Consider the following 17,488-nt stretch of genomic DNA (forward strand, 5'->3'; position numbering starts at 1 on the left):
GGCACTATCGCACCGGCGCTGCCCTCGGACTTGATCCTGGGGCCATTTGAAACATGGCACAAGCGGCGCGTGATCCTCGGGTCGAGCCCGATGACAGCACGGTGGTGGTTGCGAATATGCGCCACCATCGGTCCAAAAGGAAACCAACATGTCCTTCCTCTCTCCCCAGCGCCTGACCATGCTGGTTTTCTTCCTGCAGCCGATTGCCTTTGGCTCGTGGTTGCCGCGCATTCCCGATGTGCAACAGGCCCTTGGATTGGGGCCGGCCGGGCTGGCTTTTGCGCTATTGGGACTGCCCTGCGGCACCTTGCTGACCCTGCCGTTTGCCGGGCCGCTGGTGGGCAAGATCGGGCCGCGCATGGCGATCCTTGGCGGTTTCGTGCTCTATTCGCTGGCCGTGGCGCTGCCCGCCTTTGCCGCCAATCCGACGGTGCTATTCATCGCGCTGATGCTGGCCGGATCGACTATCTCATTCGTCGAACTGGGGTTGAACGTTCAGGCCGACACGGTCGAAAAAGCCACCGGCGCGACGATCATGACGACCTCGCACGGCTTCTGGTCGGTCGGCATCATGGTCGGCAGCCTGATCGGCTCGGGGCTCGCTGCGCTCGGACTTGAGGCGCATTGGGCCATATTGCTGGTGGCGCTGATCGTGCTGCCGGTTGCCATCGTTGCGTCCAACGCCCTGCCCATCTTTGCCGCCGAACCACCAAAAAGCGAACATCAGCGCTCGGTCTGGGCGTTTCCAAGCTGGCCGCTGCTGGGCATCTGCTTTTTCGTGTTCGGCATCACCATGACCGAGGGCGCCATGGCAGACTGGTCGGCAATCTTCCTGCGCGATGCGCTCGGCGCCGAGGGTGGGCTGGTCGGTTTGGGCTATTCGGTTTTTGCCATGATGGTGGCCGCCGGTCGCTTCGGCGGCGATACGCTCAAGCGGCGGTTCGGTGCGGTCAACACTGCGCGCATCTGCGGCACACTGGCCGTGGCGGGCGCCGTGGTCCTGTTCCTCGCCCCGATCACGCCCGTGGCGCTACTCGGCTTTGCCATTATCGGCATCGGCGTTTCGGTCGGCTTTCCGCTCGCCGTCACGGCTGCCGCCAGCCTCACCGATCGCACCGCTTCGGCCAATGTCGCCATCCTGAGCTTTGTCGCGCTGCTCGGCTTTCTCGTGGGTCCACCGGTGATCGGCTTTGTGGCCGAGCATTTCGACATGCGCCTCGGCATTGCCTGCCTCGTGCCCGTTCTACTGATCAGCCTTGCCCTGACCGGCCGGTTGGCCACACGCAAGCCGGCACCGCGCCACAACCCCGAGGCCGATATTGCTGGCGTGATGTAGGCGCATTGCCGCCACGCGGTAACCAATCGCCAGCCAAGACGTTGGGCCTCCGACAGCATCGGAGAGCACAATGGAATTTGCGGGCAAGGTAGCGCTGGTGACAGGCGCCGGATCGGGCATCGGCAAGGCCGCAGCCCTCCGGCTGGCGGAGGGTGGCGCAAGCGTGGTGGTGATCAGCCGGACGCTGAGCGAAGTCGAAAAGGCACGCGACAAGATCATCGGCAATGGCGGGACAGCGATGGCGATCAGCGCCGATGTGTCCGACGAAGCCGCGATGGCCAAAGTGTTTAAAACCACCATCGACGCCTATAAAAGGCTCGACGTCGTGGTGGCCAATGCCGGGATCAATGGCGTCTGGGCGCCGATCGATGAGTTGACGCCCAATGAGTGGGACCAGACCATGACGGTCAATTTGCGCGGCACGTATCTGACGCTGCATTTTGCCGTGCCGCATCTGCGCAAGGCGGGCGGCTCGATCATCATCGTATCGTCGATCAACGGCAACCGCACCTTCACCTCGGCCGGCGCCACCGCCTATTCGGCCACCAAGGCCGCTCAGGTTGCCATGACCCAGCAACTCTCGCTGGAGCTGGGCAAATACAATATCCGCGTCAACGCGGTCTGCCCTGGCGCCATCGACACCGAAATCGACGACAACACCGACAAGCGCCACGTTAAATCCGTCGAGATCCCGGTCAAATGGCCCAAGGGTGACATCCCGATCACCCACGGGCACCCCGGCAAAAGCGCGGACGTCGCCGACGTCATCGCCTTTCTGGCATCGGACACGTCACGCCATGTCACGGGCGTGCCGATCTATGTCGACGGCGGACAGTCGCTACTGCGATAATCGGTCAGGACCGGCTCAGACCTTCGCGGTGAGTTTGCGGAGTTGGCCCTTGTAGTCGCGCAGGTCGATGGTGCCGACATCGGCCAAGAGGCTCTTGGCCAGCGCCTTGATCTCGCCGCGCTGCAGTTTCTGCGTGGCAGTGACCGGCAGTTTGGTAACGAAGGCGATGTAGCCGGGCACCTTGTGATAGGCGAGCCGGTCGGATGAGGCGAGCGCGATGTCCTGCGCGATCTGGGCGCCGGCGCCATTGCCTTCGGCGAGCACGACCATGGCCATGACTTCCTCGCCGCGAATGTCGTCGGGCACGGGCGCAACTGCGACGGCGGCGACCTGAGCGAGATTTTGCAGCACGCCTTCGACTTCGACCACGGCGATGTTTTCGCCGGAACGCCGGACGATGTTCTTCTTGCGATCAACGAAGAAGAACGCTCCATCCGGCCCGCTGCGCACCACGTCGCCCGTGTGGAACCAGCCACCGGCCCAAGCTTCGTCGGTCGATTTGGCGTCCTTGAGATATTCGGTAAAGAACCCGCGCCGATGGTCTTCGCCCTTGGCGCGGACCAGCAGCTCGCCGGGCTCGCCCGCCACCGCGTCGGCGCCGTCATCGGCGACAATGCGGAACTCCATGGCGGGATGGGGATAGCCGATGCAGCGTTGCGCGATGTGGCGCTCGCCACCAGCGGTCGAGGTCGTCGCGCCGCCGCCGGTTTCGGTCATGGCCCAGGCCTCGACCAGCGGAATGGCGAAGCGCTCCTCAAAGGCCTGCTGATGCATTGGATCGACGCCGGCACCAAAGGCGAAGCGGACATTGTGGCCGCGATCATTTTCAGAGGGCGCTAGCTTGAGCAGGATGGCGGGCATGACGCCTAGATAGTGCACCACCGTCGCGCGCGACTGCGCCACCGAGGCCCACCAGCGCGAGGCGCTGAACCGGTCGAGCGGCACCAATGTGCTGCGCAGGATGACGGCGCCCAGCGCAGAACAGCCCAGCGCGTTCATGTGGAACATGGGAAGCGGGGTCAGGATGGTTTCCTTGCCCGGTTCCATGTCGGGGCAGCCGTCTTCGACATACCAGCGCGCCAGTTCGGCAAAGTAGAAGTTGGAGAGCACGCAGCATTTCGGCTTGCCGGTCGTGCCGGAGGTGAACAGCAGGGCACACGGATCGGCATCGGTGCCTTCAAAGAGCGTGGCGGGCGCAGTCGCGTTTGGCACGACATCATCAGGCCCGAAAATCCGCTCGGGCGCCAAGCCGGCCTCGCCGACGACAGCTGCATAACGCTCAAGCACCAGAGCCGCGTCGGGCTCGGCAATCGAGAACTGGAAGCTCAGCTCATCGGCCCGCAGGTCGGGATTGAGCGGCAGCATGGCGACGCCCAAGGCATTGAGGGCGAAGAAGTGGACGAAGAATTCCGGACGATTATCGAGCGAGAGCGCCATGACATGACCGACGCCGAACCCTGCCGCGCGGTACTTTTCGCGCTGCGCGGCGACCTGATCGGCCATCTGCCCATAGGTGATAGCCAGACCGCCCACGGCGTAGTCGAGCTTGGCAGCTTCGGGAAACAGCAGGAAGGTTTGATCCGGACGATCTTGCGCGGCAGCCTGAAACAGTTGGTAGGGAGTGCTCATGGTCGAAGACTGTGCTCGGTAATTTAATCTTGAAATATCAAGGAGCAGCGCCACTTCGGCAGCGGCGCGCCCTAGTGACCTGCGGCGCGTAATTCCTGCTTGCGGGCGCGCCAGTCGATGCAATCGGGGCGCGACAGCGGGTCCTCGGCCAGACCGCGCAGCTTTTCGCGCTGCACCTTCTGGGTCGATGTGGTGGGCAACGCCTCGGCAAAGATCATCAAAGCCGGTACCTTGTAGTAGGCCAGCCGTTCGGCGCAGGCGGCAAAGATCGCCTCGGCCAGCGCCATGCGGTCGACTTCCTCGGCAACCACCACGGCGAAAACCTCTTCGCCGCGCAGCTTGTCGAGCGTTGCCAAAACCGCCACCTGCCGCACGCCGGCAGTCGCGGCGATCACCGCTTCCACTTCGGCGGCCGAGATGTTTTCGCCCGAACGGCGAATGATGTTCTTGCGTCGATCGACGAAATAGAGCGCGCCGTTTTCGTCCTGCCGCATCACGTCGCCGGTATGCAGCCAACCACCGGCCCAGGCAGCTTCGGTCGCTTCGGGATCGTGCAGATAGCCGGAGAAGAAACCACGCCGTGGATCGCTACCGGTGGCGCGCATCAGCACTTCGCCGGGTTCGCCAGCGGCAACGTCATTGCCGTTTTCATCGACAAGGCGGATGTCGAGCCCGGGCCCTTGGCGGGCGGGATTGCCGATGCAGCGGCTGCCGATGGCGCGTGGTTCGTCGATGGCGCAGAGCGTGCCGGCGCCACCGGTTTCGGTCATGGCCCAGCCTTCAAGCAGCGGCACGCCAAAGCGGCTTTCAAACACGCCGTGATGTTCGGGATGCACGCCGCCGCCGAGGGCGAATCGCACCTGATGCTGACGGTCCTCGTCGTTGTTGGGCAATTGCAGCAGAATGGCGGGAATGACGCCGAGGTAATGGAATGCGGTGGCGCGTGTTTCGCGCACCGTGGCCCACCAGTCGCGCGGATGGAAACGGTCGACGATGATCTGCGCGCCGCCGCTGCCGAGCATGCCCATGAAGGAATGGCCCATGGCATTGACGTGAAATGCGGGGAGCGGGTTCATCAGCCGCTCCTGCCCCGAACGCAGGCTGATGGCGCCGCCCTGGGCGCTATACCACCAGGCCCAGTTGAGGAAGAACCGGTTGGACAACATGCAGCCTTTGGGGCGGCCGGTGGTGCCCGAGGTGTAAATCAGCGCCGCTTCGCGTTCGAGCGAGGGTGCATCGTCGCTGTAGATCGAGCGGACCTGCGGGACGGCAGCATCGGGCCCGATTGCTGGGACTTCGAGACGACCCGCCACCGCGTCGAGACGCGCGGCGTGACTGTCGAGACGCACCAGCAGCGAGGCACCGCTATGGGACAGCAGATACTCGACCTCTTCGTCCTTGTAGTCGGGATTGACCGGCACGACGCTGACGCCAAGTCGGTTCAGCGCCAGCCAGTGGGTGAAGTGCAGCGGGCGGTTTTCGAGCGACAGCGCCACCCGGTGCCCCGGACCAAAACCGGCCGCGCCATAGAGGTCGGAAAGCCTCACGGCCTCGTTGTAGACGGCACGATAGGTCCGGCTGGGCGTGTGGTCATCCCACAGCGCCTGAACCTTTGCGGGCAGTACCAGCAGGTCATTGTCGCCGTATTGTTCAACCTGCGCTTCCAGCAGGCCGAACACACTGCCAAGCCCGAGATAGTGAGCGCCGAGCGGCGTCAGGTCAGCATCCATCACAGCGTGTTTCATGGACGGTTCTCCACCAGAGCGAGCACGCGCAGCGGGCTGCCCGAGCCGTCGCGCAGCTTGAGTGGCGCGGCGACAATCAGCGCGCCGGTGGGCGGCAATTGATCGAGGCCGGTCAGGCATTGCAGGCCATATTTGCCGGCGCCGTGCAGGAAGTGATGGGCCGGATAAGGCGGTTCGAAATGCCCGCCCTGCCCTGCATCGGAGCCGATGGTTTCGGTGCCAAAGCCCAGAATGTCGCGCTCCTCGACGAGGAACTTCATCACCGCCACATCGGGGCCGGGCGTGTGTGCGCCGGTATCATCGAGATTGGCGTAGGCTGCGCCGCTCCGGCGCGACCAGTCGGTGCGCAGCAGCACCCAGGATTGCGCGGGAATGCGACCATAGACGCTTTCCCATTCCAGCACATGCTCGACCGTCAGCAGAAAATCGGCATCGGCCGCGCTTTGCGCCGAACAGTCGATGACGCAGGCCGGGGCGATCATCGTCGCGGTCGGCATTGTGTCGACGCTGTTGTTGGGCAGGTGGCGGCCAGTGATCCAATGGATCGGCGCGTCGATATGAGTGCCGGTATGCTCGCCGAAGCTCAGATTATTCCAGTACCAGGCCGGGCCGGCATCGTCGTAGCGCGAGATGGGCTCGATGCGCACAGGCCAGGACTGACCCAGCTCGGGCGGCATGACGATGGTTGGGCCCGCAGGCTCCAGCGTCTGGGTCAGGTCGATGACGCGCAGACGGCCGTCGAGCAATGCGCCGGCAAAATCGGCAAGAAGTGAAGTGTTCTGGCTCATGCTTATTGGCCCCACAAGTCCCGCTCGATTTCCTTGGCATTGGCCTGGAAACGGTCACGGAAATCCTTGGCAACATCGCCAACCCAGCGCTCTTCCTGACCGGCCTTGAGCGCGGCGACGATCTCGGCAGCAACCGATGCGGGCGGCACTTTTGGTGGTGGCAGATGCTCCATCCAGTCGATTTCCATCGGCCCTGTGAACACGTCGACCACGCGGATTCCGCCACTGCGCATTTCCCCGCGCAACGCCTGCGAGAAGGAAAGGCTGGCCGCTTGCGTCGCCGAATAGGCGGCAAAACCGGGCCAGCTCAGATGGGCGTGGATCGACATGAGATTGACCCATGCGGCGGCGCTATTTTCGCCATCGGCCCCGCGTGATTTCATCACCGGGCCGAAATAGCGGGCCAGCCGCAGGGCGCCGAAATAGGAGACTTCCATGGCGTCACGGGCCTTGAGCAGTTCCGAACCGGCAAAGAGATTGCCCGGACGTAGATGCATCGCGGTGTGGACCAGAATGTCGGTCTTGGCCGCAAAATCGGCGGCGGCGTTGCTGACGGATTGGTCGTCGGCCAGATCGAGCGCGACCAGGCTGACGCCGTCCAGCGCCTCGAACGCCGCGCGCTCGGCCAGTGGCTTCCACTGCTCGGAAATACCGATGATCACCTTGGCGGCGCCCGCTGACAGAAAGGCCTTGGCCAGTGGCAGGGCGACAGGGTTGCGCCCATCGGTGATCAGGACGCGGCGGTTCACCGGGTCGGCAACCAGATCGCGCCAATGTGGATCGGATTGGCTATCGGGGCTCCCCCCTTCGGGTCGGGCATAAACCACGGGCTGACCTGCCTTATCGAGTTGGAGACTGAGCTGAACGCGCTGTTCGGCGGCGCAGTCGGGGCGCGCCATGGCGATCACCGTCGGACCGCAATCAAGGGTGACCAGCGCCTGATGCACCGGCGGCATCCGCCGGAAATGCGGTTCGCCCGTAATGTGGATGGTGGTGAGCGACAGCACTTTGCCACCGCTCGGCGCGGCACTAACCGTCAGCTTGTCCGAGAGGCAATTGGGGCAGCCATCGCGTGGCGGATAGGTGTACTGGCCGCACTCCGCGCATTGGTGCAGCGCGAACTCACCCTGCGCCGCAGCGCGGGTCAAACCATAGGTGGCGCGGCTGCGCTGGCTGGGCAGCGCCAGCGGTTGCGCCGTGCGCAGTAGCGGGTTCTTGCGAGGAGGACGGGGGCGCATCTCGGCCATCATCTGTCTCCCGCAAAGATCACGGCGCCAGAGGCCAGTCCGCGGTCGTAGTTGATCATGCCAAAGCCGGACGCCATGCCGAGCTTGGCATTTTCGACCTGCGTCGGCCCGGCCGTGCCGGTGACCTGACGTATGGTTTCGACAATGCCCAAATGCCCGCCGGCCGCGCCCGCCTGCCCGGCAGAAAGCTGGCCGCCAGTGGTATTGTGCGGAAAGCTGCCGCCAATGGTCAGGTCGTGTTTGGCGACGAAAGCTGCGCCTTCGCCCTTGGCGCAAAAGCCGAGGTCTTCAAACTGCATCATGACGATGACGGGATAGTCGTCATAGGTCTGCAGCACGTCGATATCGCCGGGTTCTACGCCCGCCATGCCGTAGAGCTCATCGACATCGAGCGCCCAGCCACCGCGATACTGCACCGGATCTTCGGGGAAGGCATTGTGCCGCTCGATGCTCGACAGTAGCCGTGCGCCGGTCAGCCCATGAGCCCGCATCGTCTCGCCGCGCATCAACAAAAAGCCCTCGGCCCCAGCGACCGGCATCACGCAGTCAAACAGCCCAATCGGCTCGGCGATGGGCCGCGCGGCAAGATAGGCTTCGAGAGTCAGCGGCTTCTTCATCACGGCACGCGGGTTCTTGAGCGCGTTGTCACGCTGCGACACGCAGATGCGTCCAAAGCTTTCGCGCTCGACGCCGTATTTGGCCATGTAATGCGCGGTCAGGTGGGCAAAGCTGGCATTGGCGCCACCGGCGCCATGAGGATAAACCGCGTCCTGCGAGAAGCGCGAAAAACCGGCGAGCAATTGCCGGAATGTGTCGGTGTAATTGGTATCGGCACCAATGCAGGCGACGATATCGACATCACCCGCCTCGATCGCACGCGCCGCACGGCGAATACCCGCAACGCCCGAGGCGCCACCGAGCGCGAGGCTATCGATCCAGCGCGTCGTCATGCCGAAATGCTGCGTCATGGCGACAGCCGGATCGGGCGCCAGCGTAAAACTGGCGAGGCTCAGTCCATCGAACTGCTTGTGCGAAATTCCCGACGCGCGGGACAGCTCGCGCAGCGTGCCGCCGATCCACCATTGCGTCGCCTTGGTGGAGTAACGCTGATAGGGCAAACTGACAGGCGCGACGGCATAGATGTCGTCATATGCGCGCCTTTTCCTACTCGTTTGCATCCAGTCACTCCGGCCAATCATGGCACAAGACTAGAGCAGCGGTCGGGCCCGGCACTATCTCAGGAGCGCAGCGCTGGTGGCGCGTTCTGGGGATAGTGCCGGTTGATGGCAGGGACTAACTGCGCGTGGTCGCGTCCGTATCCGGATTTGCCAACTGGCTGAGCACCGAGATGAAACGGCGTAGCGTTGGCGAGATTTCATCGACCCGCCAGGCGAAGTGCAGGTCGATCATCACCGACAGGTCATCGACCGGTATCAGCGTCACGCCATCGGGCCGGCGCCGCGCCTGCATGGCGTTGACGAAGGCAATCCCCAGCCCCATGCGCACCAGCGCCAGCATCACCGCTTCGCTTTCGGACTGGTGGATCACCGTGTAGCTCACGCCGGCCTCGCCAATCGCCTCGGCCAACTGATCGTGGTATTTCGGGCTCGCCGCACGGTGAAACCAGATGAACTGTTCCTCGGTCAGCTCCGTCAGCCGCACCGATTTGCGTCGCGACAACTCGGAGCTGTCCGGCACCGCCAGATAGACCGGGTGGCGCTCGAGCAGCATCGAGACCACTTCGGGGTCGGCGGCAGGCGGGTTGTAGAGAAAACCACCGTCGAGCCGGCGATGACGGATCTCCTCGATCTGGTCGAGGCTGGCCTTGGATTGCAGTTCGAGCTGCACGCCCGGCACGGCGTCGCGGAACATGCGCATCGAGTTTGGCATGATGGCCGAGAGCGCCGCGACCTCGATAAAGCCCAATCGCAACTGCCCGGCCAGACCACGTCCCACGCCTTGCACTTCCTGGACGATGGAATCGTGGTCGCTCAGCAGCGAGCGACAGCGATGCAGCAGCACCTGCCCCGCATGGGACAGCCGCACGCCGCGCGGCAGCCGCTCAAAAAGTTCGACGCCGAGCTCATCTTCGAGCGCCTTCATCTGCCGACTCAGCGCCGGTTGCGCTATGCGCAGCTCCTGCGACGCTTTGCGGAAATTCTCAGTTTCAGCGACCGCTATGAAATACCGGATTTGACGAAGATTCATCGAATTCAATGCCTTTTCGGCATCATAGCGAACGCACTTTTATATTGGAAGTCCGGGCGTCGATGAGGATGATTTAGCACTAAAGGAATTTTCCGACACGATCGTGACACTCGCCGCGGGAACGGTGGGTCCACGATCCGGAAAATGTAGAGGAACCAAAAATGACTGAGATGGACGCTGCTCCACGCTTGCCTCGTATCGGGCTTTTCATCGACGGCTCGTGGGTCGAGGCGACGTCTGGCAAGACCATTCCGGTTTTCAATCCGGCGACCGAAGCGCAGATCACCGAGATCGCCGCAGCATCGGTTGAGGACGTCAATCGCGCCGTCGAAGCGGCCCATCGCTGCTTTGAAAGCAAGGCCTGGAAGCGCATGCGTCCGCTCGATCGCGGCCGCTTGCTGGAAAAGCTGGCGCTGGTGGTCGAGGAAAATGCCGACGAGCTGGCCCATCTCGAAACGCTCGATAACGGCAAGCCGTTTGCCACCTCGCGCTATGTCGATCTGGCCTTCACCATCGATGCGCTGCGCTATTTCGCGGGCTGGGCGTCCAAGACCGCTGGCGAGTACATCACCCTATCGCCGTTCTTTGACGATGGCGGCGTTTATCGCGCCTATACCGAGCGCCGCCCGGTTGGCGTTGTCGGTGGCATTACGCCATGGAATTTCCCGCTGGGTCAGGCGATCCAAAAGATTGCGCCCGCCATCGCCTTTGGCTGCACCGTGGTGCTCAAGCCATCGGAAGAAACCTCGCTGACCACGCTGCGTCTGGCTGAGTTGATCGAACAGGTCGGCTTCCCCAAGGGCGCGGTCAATATCGTGACGGGCTATGGCCACGATGCGGGCGCGGCATTGGTGGAACATCCGCTCGTGCGCAAGATTGCCTTTACCGGCTCGACCGCCACCGGCCAGCGCATCTTGGCTTCCGCCGCCAAGACCATGAAGCGCGTGACGCTGGAACTGGGTGGCAAGTCGCCGACCATCATCCTCGCCGATGCTGATCTTTCGCGCGCCATCCCCGGTGCTGCCAATGCCATCTTCGGCAATTCCGGTCAGGTCTGCACCGCCGGCTCGCGCTTGCTGGTCGAAGAAGCCATCTATGATGAAGTGGTTGCCGGTGTTGCCGAGATCGCCAAGGGTCTGCGCCTTGGTCCCGGCCACGAGCAGAACACCCAGCTCGGTCCGATCGTCTCGGCCCGCCAGCTCGAACGCATTTCCAGCCTTGTCGAAGGCGGCATTGCTGCCGGCGCGACGCCACTGGCTGGTGGCGCGCGTTCGGATCGGCAGGGGTGGTTCTTTGAGCCAACCGTTCTGACCGGCATTCGCCCGGATATGGAAGTCCTGCGCGAAGAGATCTTCGGACCCGTGGTCTGCGCCATGCCGATCAAGTCGTTCGGGGAAATCAAGGCCATCGCCAACGATACGCCTTATGGGCTGGGCGCCAGCATCTGGACGCGCAATCTCGACCGCGCACACATGCTGGCCGACGAGATCGATGCCGGCACCGTCTGGCTCAATACCCACAATATTCTCGATCTGGCCGTACCGTTTGGCGGCTCCAAGCTCTCGGGGCTGGGGCGTGAATTTGGTACGGAGGCGATCAACGCTTTCACCGAGACCAAGGCGGTTTGCATGCGCCTGTCGGACGACAGCTAGCGCCGGGGCCTTAGAGACATGTCGAACACGACCGACCTTATCGAAACGGACTATGTGATCGTAGGCGCCGGCTCTGCAGGCTGCACGCTGGCAGGCCGGCTGTCGGAGGATTCCGACACGACCGTCACCCTGCTGGAAGCCGGCGGGCGCGACTGGAACCCGTGGATTCACGTGCCGATCGGCTATGGCAAGACCATCCTCGATCCCTCGCTCAACTGGCGCTACGAAACCGAGAAGGGCGCCGACATTGCTGACCGCTCGATGTATTGGCCACGCGGCAAGGTGCTGGGCGGCTCATCCTCGATCAATGGCCTGCTCTATATTCGCGGCCAGGCGCAGGACTATGACCTGTGGCGGCAGATGGGCAATGTGGGCTGGTCCTATGACGATGTGCTGCCCTATTTCCGCAAGGCCGAAAATCAGGAAAACGGCGCCAGCGAATTTCACGGCGACAAGGGTCCGCTGCGCGTCTCCAATCTCGTCGAACGCAATCCACTATGCGACAGCTTTATCAAGAGCGGTGTCGCGGCCGGCATTCCTCAGAACGATGACTTCAACGGCGCCAGCCAGGAAGGCATCGGCTATTATCAGCTGACCACGCGCAATGCGCGGCGTTGCTCGGCTGCGGTCGCCTATCTGAATCCGGCCAAGAAGCGTCCCAACCTGCGCGTCGAAACGCATGCCACGGCTGAAAAGCTGCTGTTTGAAGGCAAGCGCGCCGTTGGCGTGGTGTTTGAACGTGGCGGCAAGCGCATCACCGTCAAAGCCAAGCGCGAAGTCATTCTGGCGGCCGGTTCGCTGGCCTCGCCGCAATTGCTGCTGCTGTCGGGCATTGGCCCGGCCGAGCATCTGGCGGAACACGGCATTGCCGTGGTCAAGGATCTGCCCGGCGTGGGCGAGAACCTGCAGGATCATTACGGCGCGATCATTACCTATGAGAGCAAGCTGCCGCTGACGGTCAATGACATCATGACCAGCCCGGTCCGGCAGGTGAAGGCTGGGCTCGAATATCTGCTGTTCCGCCGTGGCCCATTGACCATTTCGGCGGCGCAGGTCGGAGCCTTCGTCAAGTCGGGGCCACAGGCGTCGACGCCTGATCTGCAGTTCCTGTTCCAGACCTTTAGTCATGACGAATATGACGCCGGGCTGCACAAGTTCTCGGGCTTTGCCAACTTCGTCTGCCCCGTGCGCCCGGAAAGTCGGGGCACGCTGACGCTGCGGTCGGCCAGTTCCAAGGACGCACCGGTGATGCGTCCCAATTACTTGTCGTCCGAAACCGACCGGCGACTGGTCGTTGATGGGATGAAGATCTCACGCAAGGTCGGCGAGCAGGCCGCTATCCGTGCCCATATCGTGGCCGAATATGCGCCGGGTCCTTCGGTTCAGTCCGATGATGAGCTGCTGGCCTATGCACGCGAGACGGGCATGTCGATCGCCCATCAGGTCGGCACCTGCAAGATGGGCAATGACAATATGGCCGTGGTGGACGAGCAGTTGCGCGTTCGCGGCATCGACGGCCTGCGCGTCATCGACGCCTCGATCATGCCGACGCTGATCTCGGGCAATACCAATGCGCCCACCATCATGATCGCCGAAAAGGCCGCCGACATGATCCGTGGCCGAAGCCTGTGAGTGCCGAATGAGACGGCCCCGCTGCACTGTGGGGATATTTTGGGCATAGCCCAACTTTTAATCTTGTGACTGGCGCGAGGAGTGCCAGCCATATCGGTCGCCGCGGGAACAGCGGCCGGAATTTTGGAGGGGGGAATGGCGGTGGGACGCCGTTCCTTTAAAGGAGAAGCATTGTGCTCAATGGCAGCAGTTTCGACTATATCGTCGTCGGCGCGGGATCGGCAGGCTGCGTGCTTGCCGCGCGGCTGAGCGAGAACGGTCGCCATTCGGTGCTGCTGCTGGAGGCTGGCCGTCGCGACACCAATGTGTGGATTCATATCCCCATCGGCTATGGCAAGACCATCGTCGATCCGTCGGTAAACTGGAAATTCGAGACCGAAGGCAATCCAGCTCTGGGTGGCCGCAAGGTCTATTGGCCGCGTGGCAAGGTGCTGGGCGGGTCATCCTCGATCAATGGTCTCATTTATATCCGCGGTCAGGCCGAAGACTTCGAGCATTGGCGTCAGCTGGGCAATGACGGTTGGTCCTATGACGATGTGCTGCCCTATTTCCGTAAAGCCGAAGATCAGGAAAATGGTGGCGATCACTACCACGGTCGCGGCGGTCCGCTGACCATCACCAATCAGCGCCAAAGCCATCCGCTCTGCGACGCCTTCATTGCCTCGGCCGAAGCGCAGGGCATTCCTCGCAATGACGATTTCAATGGCGCGTCGCAGGAAGGCGCCGGCTATTTGCAGGCAACGGTCAAGAACGGTCGCCGCGCCTCAGCCGCCACCTCCTACCTCAACCCTGCCAAGTCGCGGCCGAACCTCACCATCGTCACCGAGGCGCTGGCCGAAAAGGTATTGTTTGAGGGCCAGCGCGCCAATGGCGTGCAGTTCCGCCGTCATGGCGAGACCATGTCGGTCAAGGCGAACCGCGAAGTGGTGATCGCTGCGGGCTCGATCAAGTCGCCACATCTGCTGATGCTGTCCGGCATCGGTGCGCAGGCCGATCTGCGCGCGCACGGCGTGGCGGTCAAGCACGACCTTGCCGGCGTCGGGCAGAACCTGCAGGACCATTATGGCGGCCAGATCACCTGGAAGTGCAACCGCCCCATCACGATGAACGACGTGATGATGAACCCGCTGCGCCAGTTGCAGGTTGGCCTGCAGTGGATGCTGCTGCGGCGTGGTCCGCTTTCGGTTCCGGCTGGTCAGGCGGGACTGTTCGCCAAGATGCTGCCGGACTCGGCTTCGCCTGATCTCCAGTTCCTGTTTCAGACCTTTAGTGGCGGCTATTACGAGGACGGGCTGTTCAAGTTCTCCGGCTTTGCCAATTTCATCTACCCGACGCGCCCTGCCAGCCGTGGCGAGATCACGCTGCGTTCGGCCGATCCGCATGACACGCCCATGCTGTTCCCCAACTACTTCTCGGACGAGCGGGATCGCCGCATCGCCGTGGAGGGCTTCAAGCTCGCGCGCCGCATGGCGGCCAGCAAGCCGATGGCCGACTTCATCATCCAAGAGCACCTGCCCGGTTCCCCCACCGCCACCGATGCCGAGATCGAAAACTATCTTGTTGAGCAGGGTGGCTGCGTGTCCCATCAGGTGGGCACCTGCAAGATGGGCACCGATGCCCGCGCTGTCGTCAATCCGCAGCTCAAGGTGCATGGCGTCTCCGGCCTGCGCGTGGTGGATGCTTCCATCATGCCGACGCTGGTCTCGGGTAACACCAATGCCGCAACCATCATGATTGCCGAAAAAGCCGCCGCCATGATGCTGGAGCAGGTCGCATGACAGTAGCAGGCACCGAAATCATCAAGCTCACCGGCATCAGCAAGCGCTTCCCCGGCGTCAAGGCGCTGCAAAATGTCGACCTCACGGTGCGCGCTGGCGAAGTGCACGCGCTGACCGGCGAAAACGGCTCGGGCAAGTCGACGCTGTCGCGCATCATTGCCGGCATGATCCAGCCCGACGAAGGCGAGATCGTCATCGACGGCAAGCCCACCACAGTTCCCTCCCCCGCCGCAGCGATTGCCATGGGCATCGTCATGATCAGCCAGGAGCTGACCTTGGCGCCGACGCTGACCGTGGCCGAAAACATCTATCTGGGTCGCCTGCCCAAGACGCGCCTCGGCATCGTCGACTGGCCGCAATTGCGCCGCGACGCGCAGGTGGCGCTCGACCGGCTGGGCGTGCATGTGTCACCCGATACCAAGGTGGCTGATCTCAGCGTCGAACTGCGCCAGGAAATCGAAATCGCCCGGGCGCTATCGTGCAATGCGCGTCTGCTCATCCTTGATGAGGCGACCAGTTCGCTCTCGGAAGCCGCGACGAACCGATTGCTCGATCTGGTGCGCAAGGAGCGCGACGCCGGCATGGCCGTGGTGATGATCACCCACCGCATGCCCGAAATCTACAGTGTCGCCTCGATTGCCACCGTGCTGCGCGACGGCAAATATGTTGCCACCGTGCCGCTGGCGCAGACCAGTGAACAGGATCTGGTCCGCCTGATGGTGGGCCGCGAGATTCAGGATTTTTACGGCAAGCGCATATTCGACCACGGGGAGACCGTGCTCGAGATCGACGGGCTGAACACACCACTCGGCCTGCTGCGCCCCACCTCGCTCAGCGTCAAGCGCGGCGAGATATTGGGCGTCGCGGGACTGGTTGGATCCGGCAAGGCCGAGTTTGGTCTGGCACTCGGCGGCGCTATCGCTTCTGCCGGCGCGGTGAAAATATCAGGCCGTTCGGTACGCCTCGGCGATCCGCGCAAGGCCATCGCCGCCGGAATTGGTTTTGTCCCCGACGACCGCAAGGCATCGGCGCTGCTGATGGTGCGCAGCATTCTTGAGAATTTTTCGCTGGCGTGGATCGACCGCCTGTCGCGTCGCGGCATTATCGATACCGGTCGCGAAGCACGTGAGGTCGATGATGCAATCAAGACCTATCGTGTCGCCACCGGCTCATCCGCCGTCACCGTTGCAACCCTGTCCGGGGGCAACCAGCAGAAGGTGATCCTGGGCCGGACATTCGTGCGCAAGCCGGATGTGCTGGTGCTGAGCGAGCCGACGCGCGGCATCGATGTGGGCGCCAAGAGCGAGATCTACCGCATGCTGCAGGACGCCGCCGAGGCGGGAGCAGCGGTCATTGTTATCTCCTCAGAGCTCCCCGAACTGCTGGGAATCTCCGACCGAATTGCGGTGTTCTTTGAAGGGACGATGGAGGCGGTGTTCGACCGCGCCAGCGCCAGCGAAGAAGCCATTGCCCAAGTTGCCGTCGCCGGTCGCCATGACCAAGCCGCCCTCAATGCCAAATCTGGAGTTCCCGCATGACGACATCAGCCATTTCAAAGCCAGGTGCCGATGACCGCTATGCGCGTCCACCTTCGCTGCTCTCCCGCATCCTGCAAAATCGCTATACCGGCGCGCTGGTCAGCCTGCTGCTAGTGGTGGCGTTTCTCACCATCACCCAGCCAGTATTCTTGACCTGGCCGAACCTGATGAACATCGTCAAATCCAACAGCGTGGTGTTCATCCTGGCGCTGGGCGCGACCTTTGTCGTCATCTCGGGCGGCATCGACCTGTCAGTGGCCAGCGCGACGGCCGCCAGCACGATGATCTTTGGCCTGCTGCTGTCGGCAGGCGCTGCAACGGGCATTGCCGTCGCGGCAGCCGTGCTGTTCGGCGCCTTTCTCGGCGCACTCAATGGCACGCTGATCAGCTACTTCAAGATATCGTTCTTCGTGGTGACGCTGGGCGCGCTTTCGATGTTTCAAAGCTTTGCGCTGATCGTCAATGACGGCAGCAGCATCAGCGTGTTCTCGACGCCCGGCTTTGCTCCGATCAATGGCTTCGTTAACGGCAATATCGGCCCGGTGCCGTCCATCCTGATCTTTGATCTGGCGCTGCTGATCATTGCCGGCGGCATCCTGCGCTACACAACATTCGGCCGCTCGCTCTATGCCATCGGCGCCAATATGGAAGCTGCACGCCTCAACGGCATCAATGTGAAGCTGGTGCTGATGTTCGTCTTTGTCATCGCCGGCCTGATGTCGGGCATTGGCAGCGTGGTGCAGGTTGGCCGCCTCACCTCCGCCTCCGCCGAAATCGACCCCACCCTGCTGATGACCGTACTGGCAGCCGTTTTGATCGGCGGCACTGCCTTTACCGGCGGCGAGGGTGGCGTGTTCGGCACCATGATCGGCGTGCTGTTCCTCGGCGTCATCCAGAACGGCCTGACGCTGAGCGGCGTGTCCTCCTTCTGGCAGGGCATGGTCAGCGGCGGCATCCTGATCTTTGCCGTCTGGCTGGGCGGCATGCGCCAGTTGCTGAAACGGCGCCGCCAAGTCAGCGTCAGTTGAAATCTGCATCCCATTTCCTGCCGTGGCGCCGCTGAGGGGTGGCCCACGGCCGGGAGG

Annotated in this window: 13 protein-coding genes; 7 read left to right on the forward strand and 6 right to left on the reverse strand. The window is 63.0% G+C overall.

What is annotated here, in order from left to right; all coding sequences use genetic code 11:
• Window positions 1-148: 148 nt before the first annotated feature.
• Complete coding sequence (locus tag ABIE28_RS15870; RefSeq protein WP_354064590.1) at window positions 149-1,336, forward strand: MFS transporter; 1,188 nt, start codon at window positions 149-151, stop codon at window positions 1,334-1,336.
• A 70-nt stretch (window positions 1,337-1,406) separates the two neighbouring features.
• Window positions 1,407-2,186, forward strand: coding sequence for an SDR family oxidoreductase (locus ABIE28_RS15875; protein WP_354064592.1), 780 nt, complete (start codon window positions 1,407-1,409; stop codon window positions 2,184-2,186).
• 15 nt (window positions 2,187-2,201) lie between these two features.
• On the opposite strand, the gene ABIE28_RS15880 is transcribed toward ABIE28_RS15875, so the two are convergent.
• The 6 genes from ABIE28_RS15880 to ABIE28_RS15905 all read right to left on the reverse strand — a co-directional run bounded on the left by ABIE28_RS15880 (window position 2,202) and on the right by ABIE28_RS15905 (window position 9,803).
• A complete protein-coding gene (locus ABIE28_RS15880) occupies window positions 2,202-3,815 on the reverse strand; it encodes an AMP-binding protein (RefSeq protein ID WP_354064594.1) in 1,614 nt (537 codons plus the stop codon).
• Window positions 3,816-3,886: 71 nt separating this feature from the next.
• Window positions 3,887-5,560, reverse strand: coding sequence for an AMP-binding protein (locus tag ABIE28_RS15885; protein WP_354064596.1), 1,674 nt, complete (start codon window positions 5,558-5,560; stop codon window positions 3,887-3,889).
• A complete protein-coding gene (locus ABIE28_RS15890) occupies window positions 5,557-6,348 on the reverse strand; it encodes a cyclase family protein (RefSeq protein WP_354064597.1) in 792 nt (263 codons plus the stop codon). Before ABIE28_RS15890 ends, ABIE28_RS15885 begins: the two co-directional genes overlap by 4 nt.
• Window positions 6,349-6,350: 2 nt before the next feature.
• Entirely contained in the window at window positions 6,351-7,595 is a 1,245-nt protein-coding gene (locus ABIE28_RS15895; protein WP_354064598.1) for an SDR family oxidoreductase, read from the reverse strand.
• Window positions 7,595-8,773, reverse strand: coding sequence for a thiolase family protein (locus tag ABIE28_RS15900; RefSeq protein WP_354064599.1), 1,179 nt, complete (start codon window positions 8,771-8,773; stop codon window positions 7,595-7,597). Before ABIE28_RS15900 ends, ABIE28_RS15895 begins: the two co-directional genes overlap by 1 nt.
• Window positions 8,774-8,888: 115 nt before the next feature.
• Window positions 8,889-9,803, reverse strand: a complete 915-nt coding sequence (locus tag ABIE28_RS15905) for a LysR family transcriptional regulator (protein ID WP_354064600.1) — start codon at window positions 9,801-9,803, stop codon at window positions 8,889-8,891.
• Window positions 9,804-9,964: 161 nt separating this feature from the next.
• Here ABIE28_RS15905 and ABIE28_RS15910 point away from each other — a divergent pair, with 161 nt between their 5' ends.
• From ABIE28_RS15910 to ABIE28_RS15930, 5 genes are all read left to right on the forward strand, one after another.
• Window positions 9,965-11,455, forward strand: coding sequence for an aldehyde dehydrogenase family protein (locus ABIE28_RS15910; protein WP_354064602.1), 1,491 nt, complete (start codon window positions 9,965-9,967; stop codon window positions 11,453-11,455).
• Window positions 11,456-11,473: 18 nt separating this feature from the next.
• Window positions 11,474-13,087 (forward strand): GMC family oxidoreductase, encoded by a 1,614-nt coding sequence (locus tag ABIE28_RS15915; RefSeq protein ID WP_354064604.1) that lies wholly within the window; start codon window positions 11,474-11,476, stop codon window positions 13,085-13,087.
• Between the two features lie 173 nt (window positions 13,088-13,260).
• Window positions 13,261-14,865 (forward strand): GMC family oxidoreductase, encoded by a 1,605-nt coding sequence (locus ABIE28_RS15920; protein ID WP_354064606.1) that lies wholly within the window; start codon window positions 13,261-13,263, stop codon window positions 14,863-14,865.
• Complete coding sequence (locus ABIE28_RS15925) at window positions 14,862-16,403, forward strand: sugar ABC transporter ATP-binding protein (RefSeq protein WP_354064608.1); 1,542 nt, start codon at window positions 14,862-14,864, stop codon at window positions 16,401-16,403. Before ABIE28_RS15920 ends, ABIE28_RS15925 begins: the two co-directional genes overlap by 4 nt.
• A complete protein-coding gene (locus ABIE28_RS15930) occupies window positions 16,400-17,431 on the forward strand; it encodes an ABC transporter permease (RefSeq protein WP_354064610.1) in 1,032 nt (343 codons plus the stop codon). The genes ABIE28_RS15925 and ABIE28_RS15930 overlap by 4 nt, the downstream gene beginning before the upstream one ends.
• Window positions 17,432-17,488 lie beyond the last annotated feature (57 nt).

This window comes from Devosia sp. 2618 (assembly GCF_040546815.1).
Classification (GTDB): Bacteria; Pseudomonadota; Alphaproteobacteria; order Rhizobiales; family Devosiaceae; genus Devosia.

What these genes read in the sequence shown, in the direction of transcription:
- ABIE28_RS15880 (WP_354064594.1), bottom strand. Translation starts at nt 3,815, where the DNA reads ATGAGCACTCCCTACCAACTGTTTCAGGCTGCCGCGCAAGATCGTCCG.
- ABIE28_RS15890 (WP_354064597.1), bottom strand. Translation starts at nt 6,348, where the DNA reads ATGAGCCAGAACACTTCACTTCTTGCCGATTTTGCCGGCGCATTGCTC.
- ABIE28_RS15900 (WP_354064599.1), bottom strand. Translation starts at nt 8,773, where the DNA reads ATGCAAACGAGTAGGAAAAGGCGCGCATATGACGACATCTATGCCGTC.
- ABIE28_RS15915 (WP_354064604.1), top strand. Translation starts at nt 11,474, where the DNA reads ATGTCGAACACGACCGACCTTATCGAAACGGACTATGTGATCGTAGGC.
- ABIE28_RS15885 (WP_354064596.1), bottom strand. Translation starts at nt 5,560, where the DNA reads ATGAAACACGCTGTGATGGATGCTGACCTGACGCCGCTCGGCGCTCAC.
- ABIE28_RS15905 (WP_354064600.1), bottom strand. Translation starts at nt 9,803, where the DNA reads ATGAATCTTCGTCAAATCCGGTATTTCATAGCGGTCGCTGAAACTGAG.
- ABIE28_RS15910 (WP_354064602.1), top strand. Translation starts at nt 9,965, where the DNA reads ATGACTGAGATGGACGCTGCTCCACGCTTGCCTCGTATCGGGCTTTTC.
- ABIE28_RS15875 (WP_354064592.1), top strand. Translation starts at nt 1,407, where the DNA reads ATGGAATTTGCGGGCAAGGTAGCGCTGGTGACAGGCGCCGGATCGGGC.
- ABIE28_RS15870 (WP_354064590.1), top strand. Translation starts at nt 149, where the DNA reads ATGTCCTTCCTCTCTCCCCAGCGCCTGACCATGCTGGTTTTCTTCCTG.
- ABIE28_RS15925 (WP_354064608.1), top strand. Translation starts at nt 14,862, where the DNA reads ATGACAGTAGCAGGCACCGAAATCATCAAGCTCACCGGCATCAGCAAG.
- ABIE28_RS15895 (WP_354064598.1), bottom strand. Translation starts at nt 7,595, where the DNA reads ATGGCCGAGATGCGCCCCCGTCCTCCTCGCAAGAACCCGCTACTGCGC.
- ABIE28_RS15930 (WP_354064610.1), top strand. Translation starts at nt 16,400, where the DNA reads ATGACGACATCAGCCATTTCAAAGCCAGGTGCCGATGACCGCTATGCG.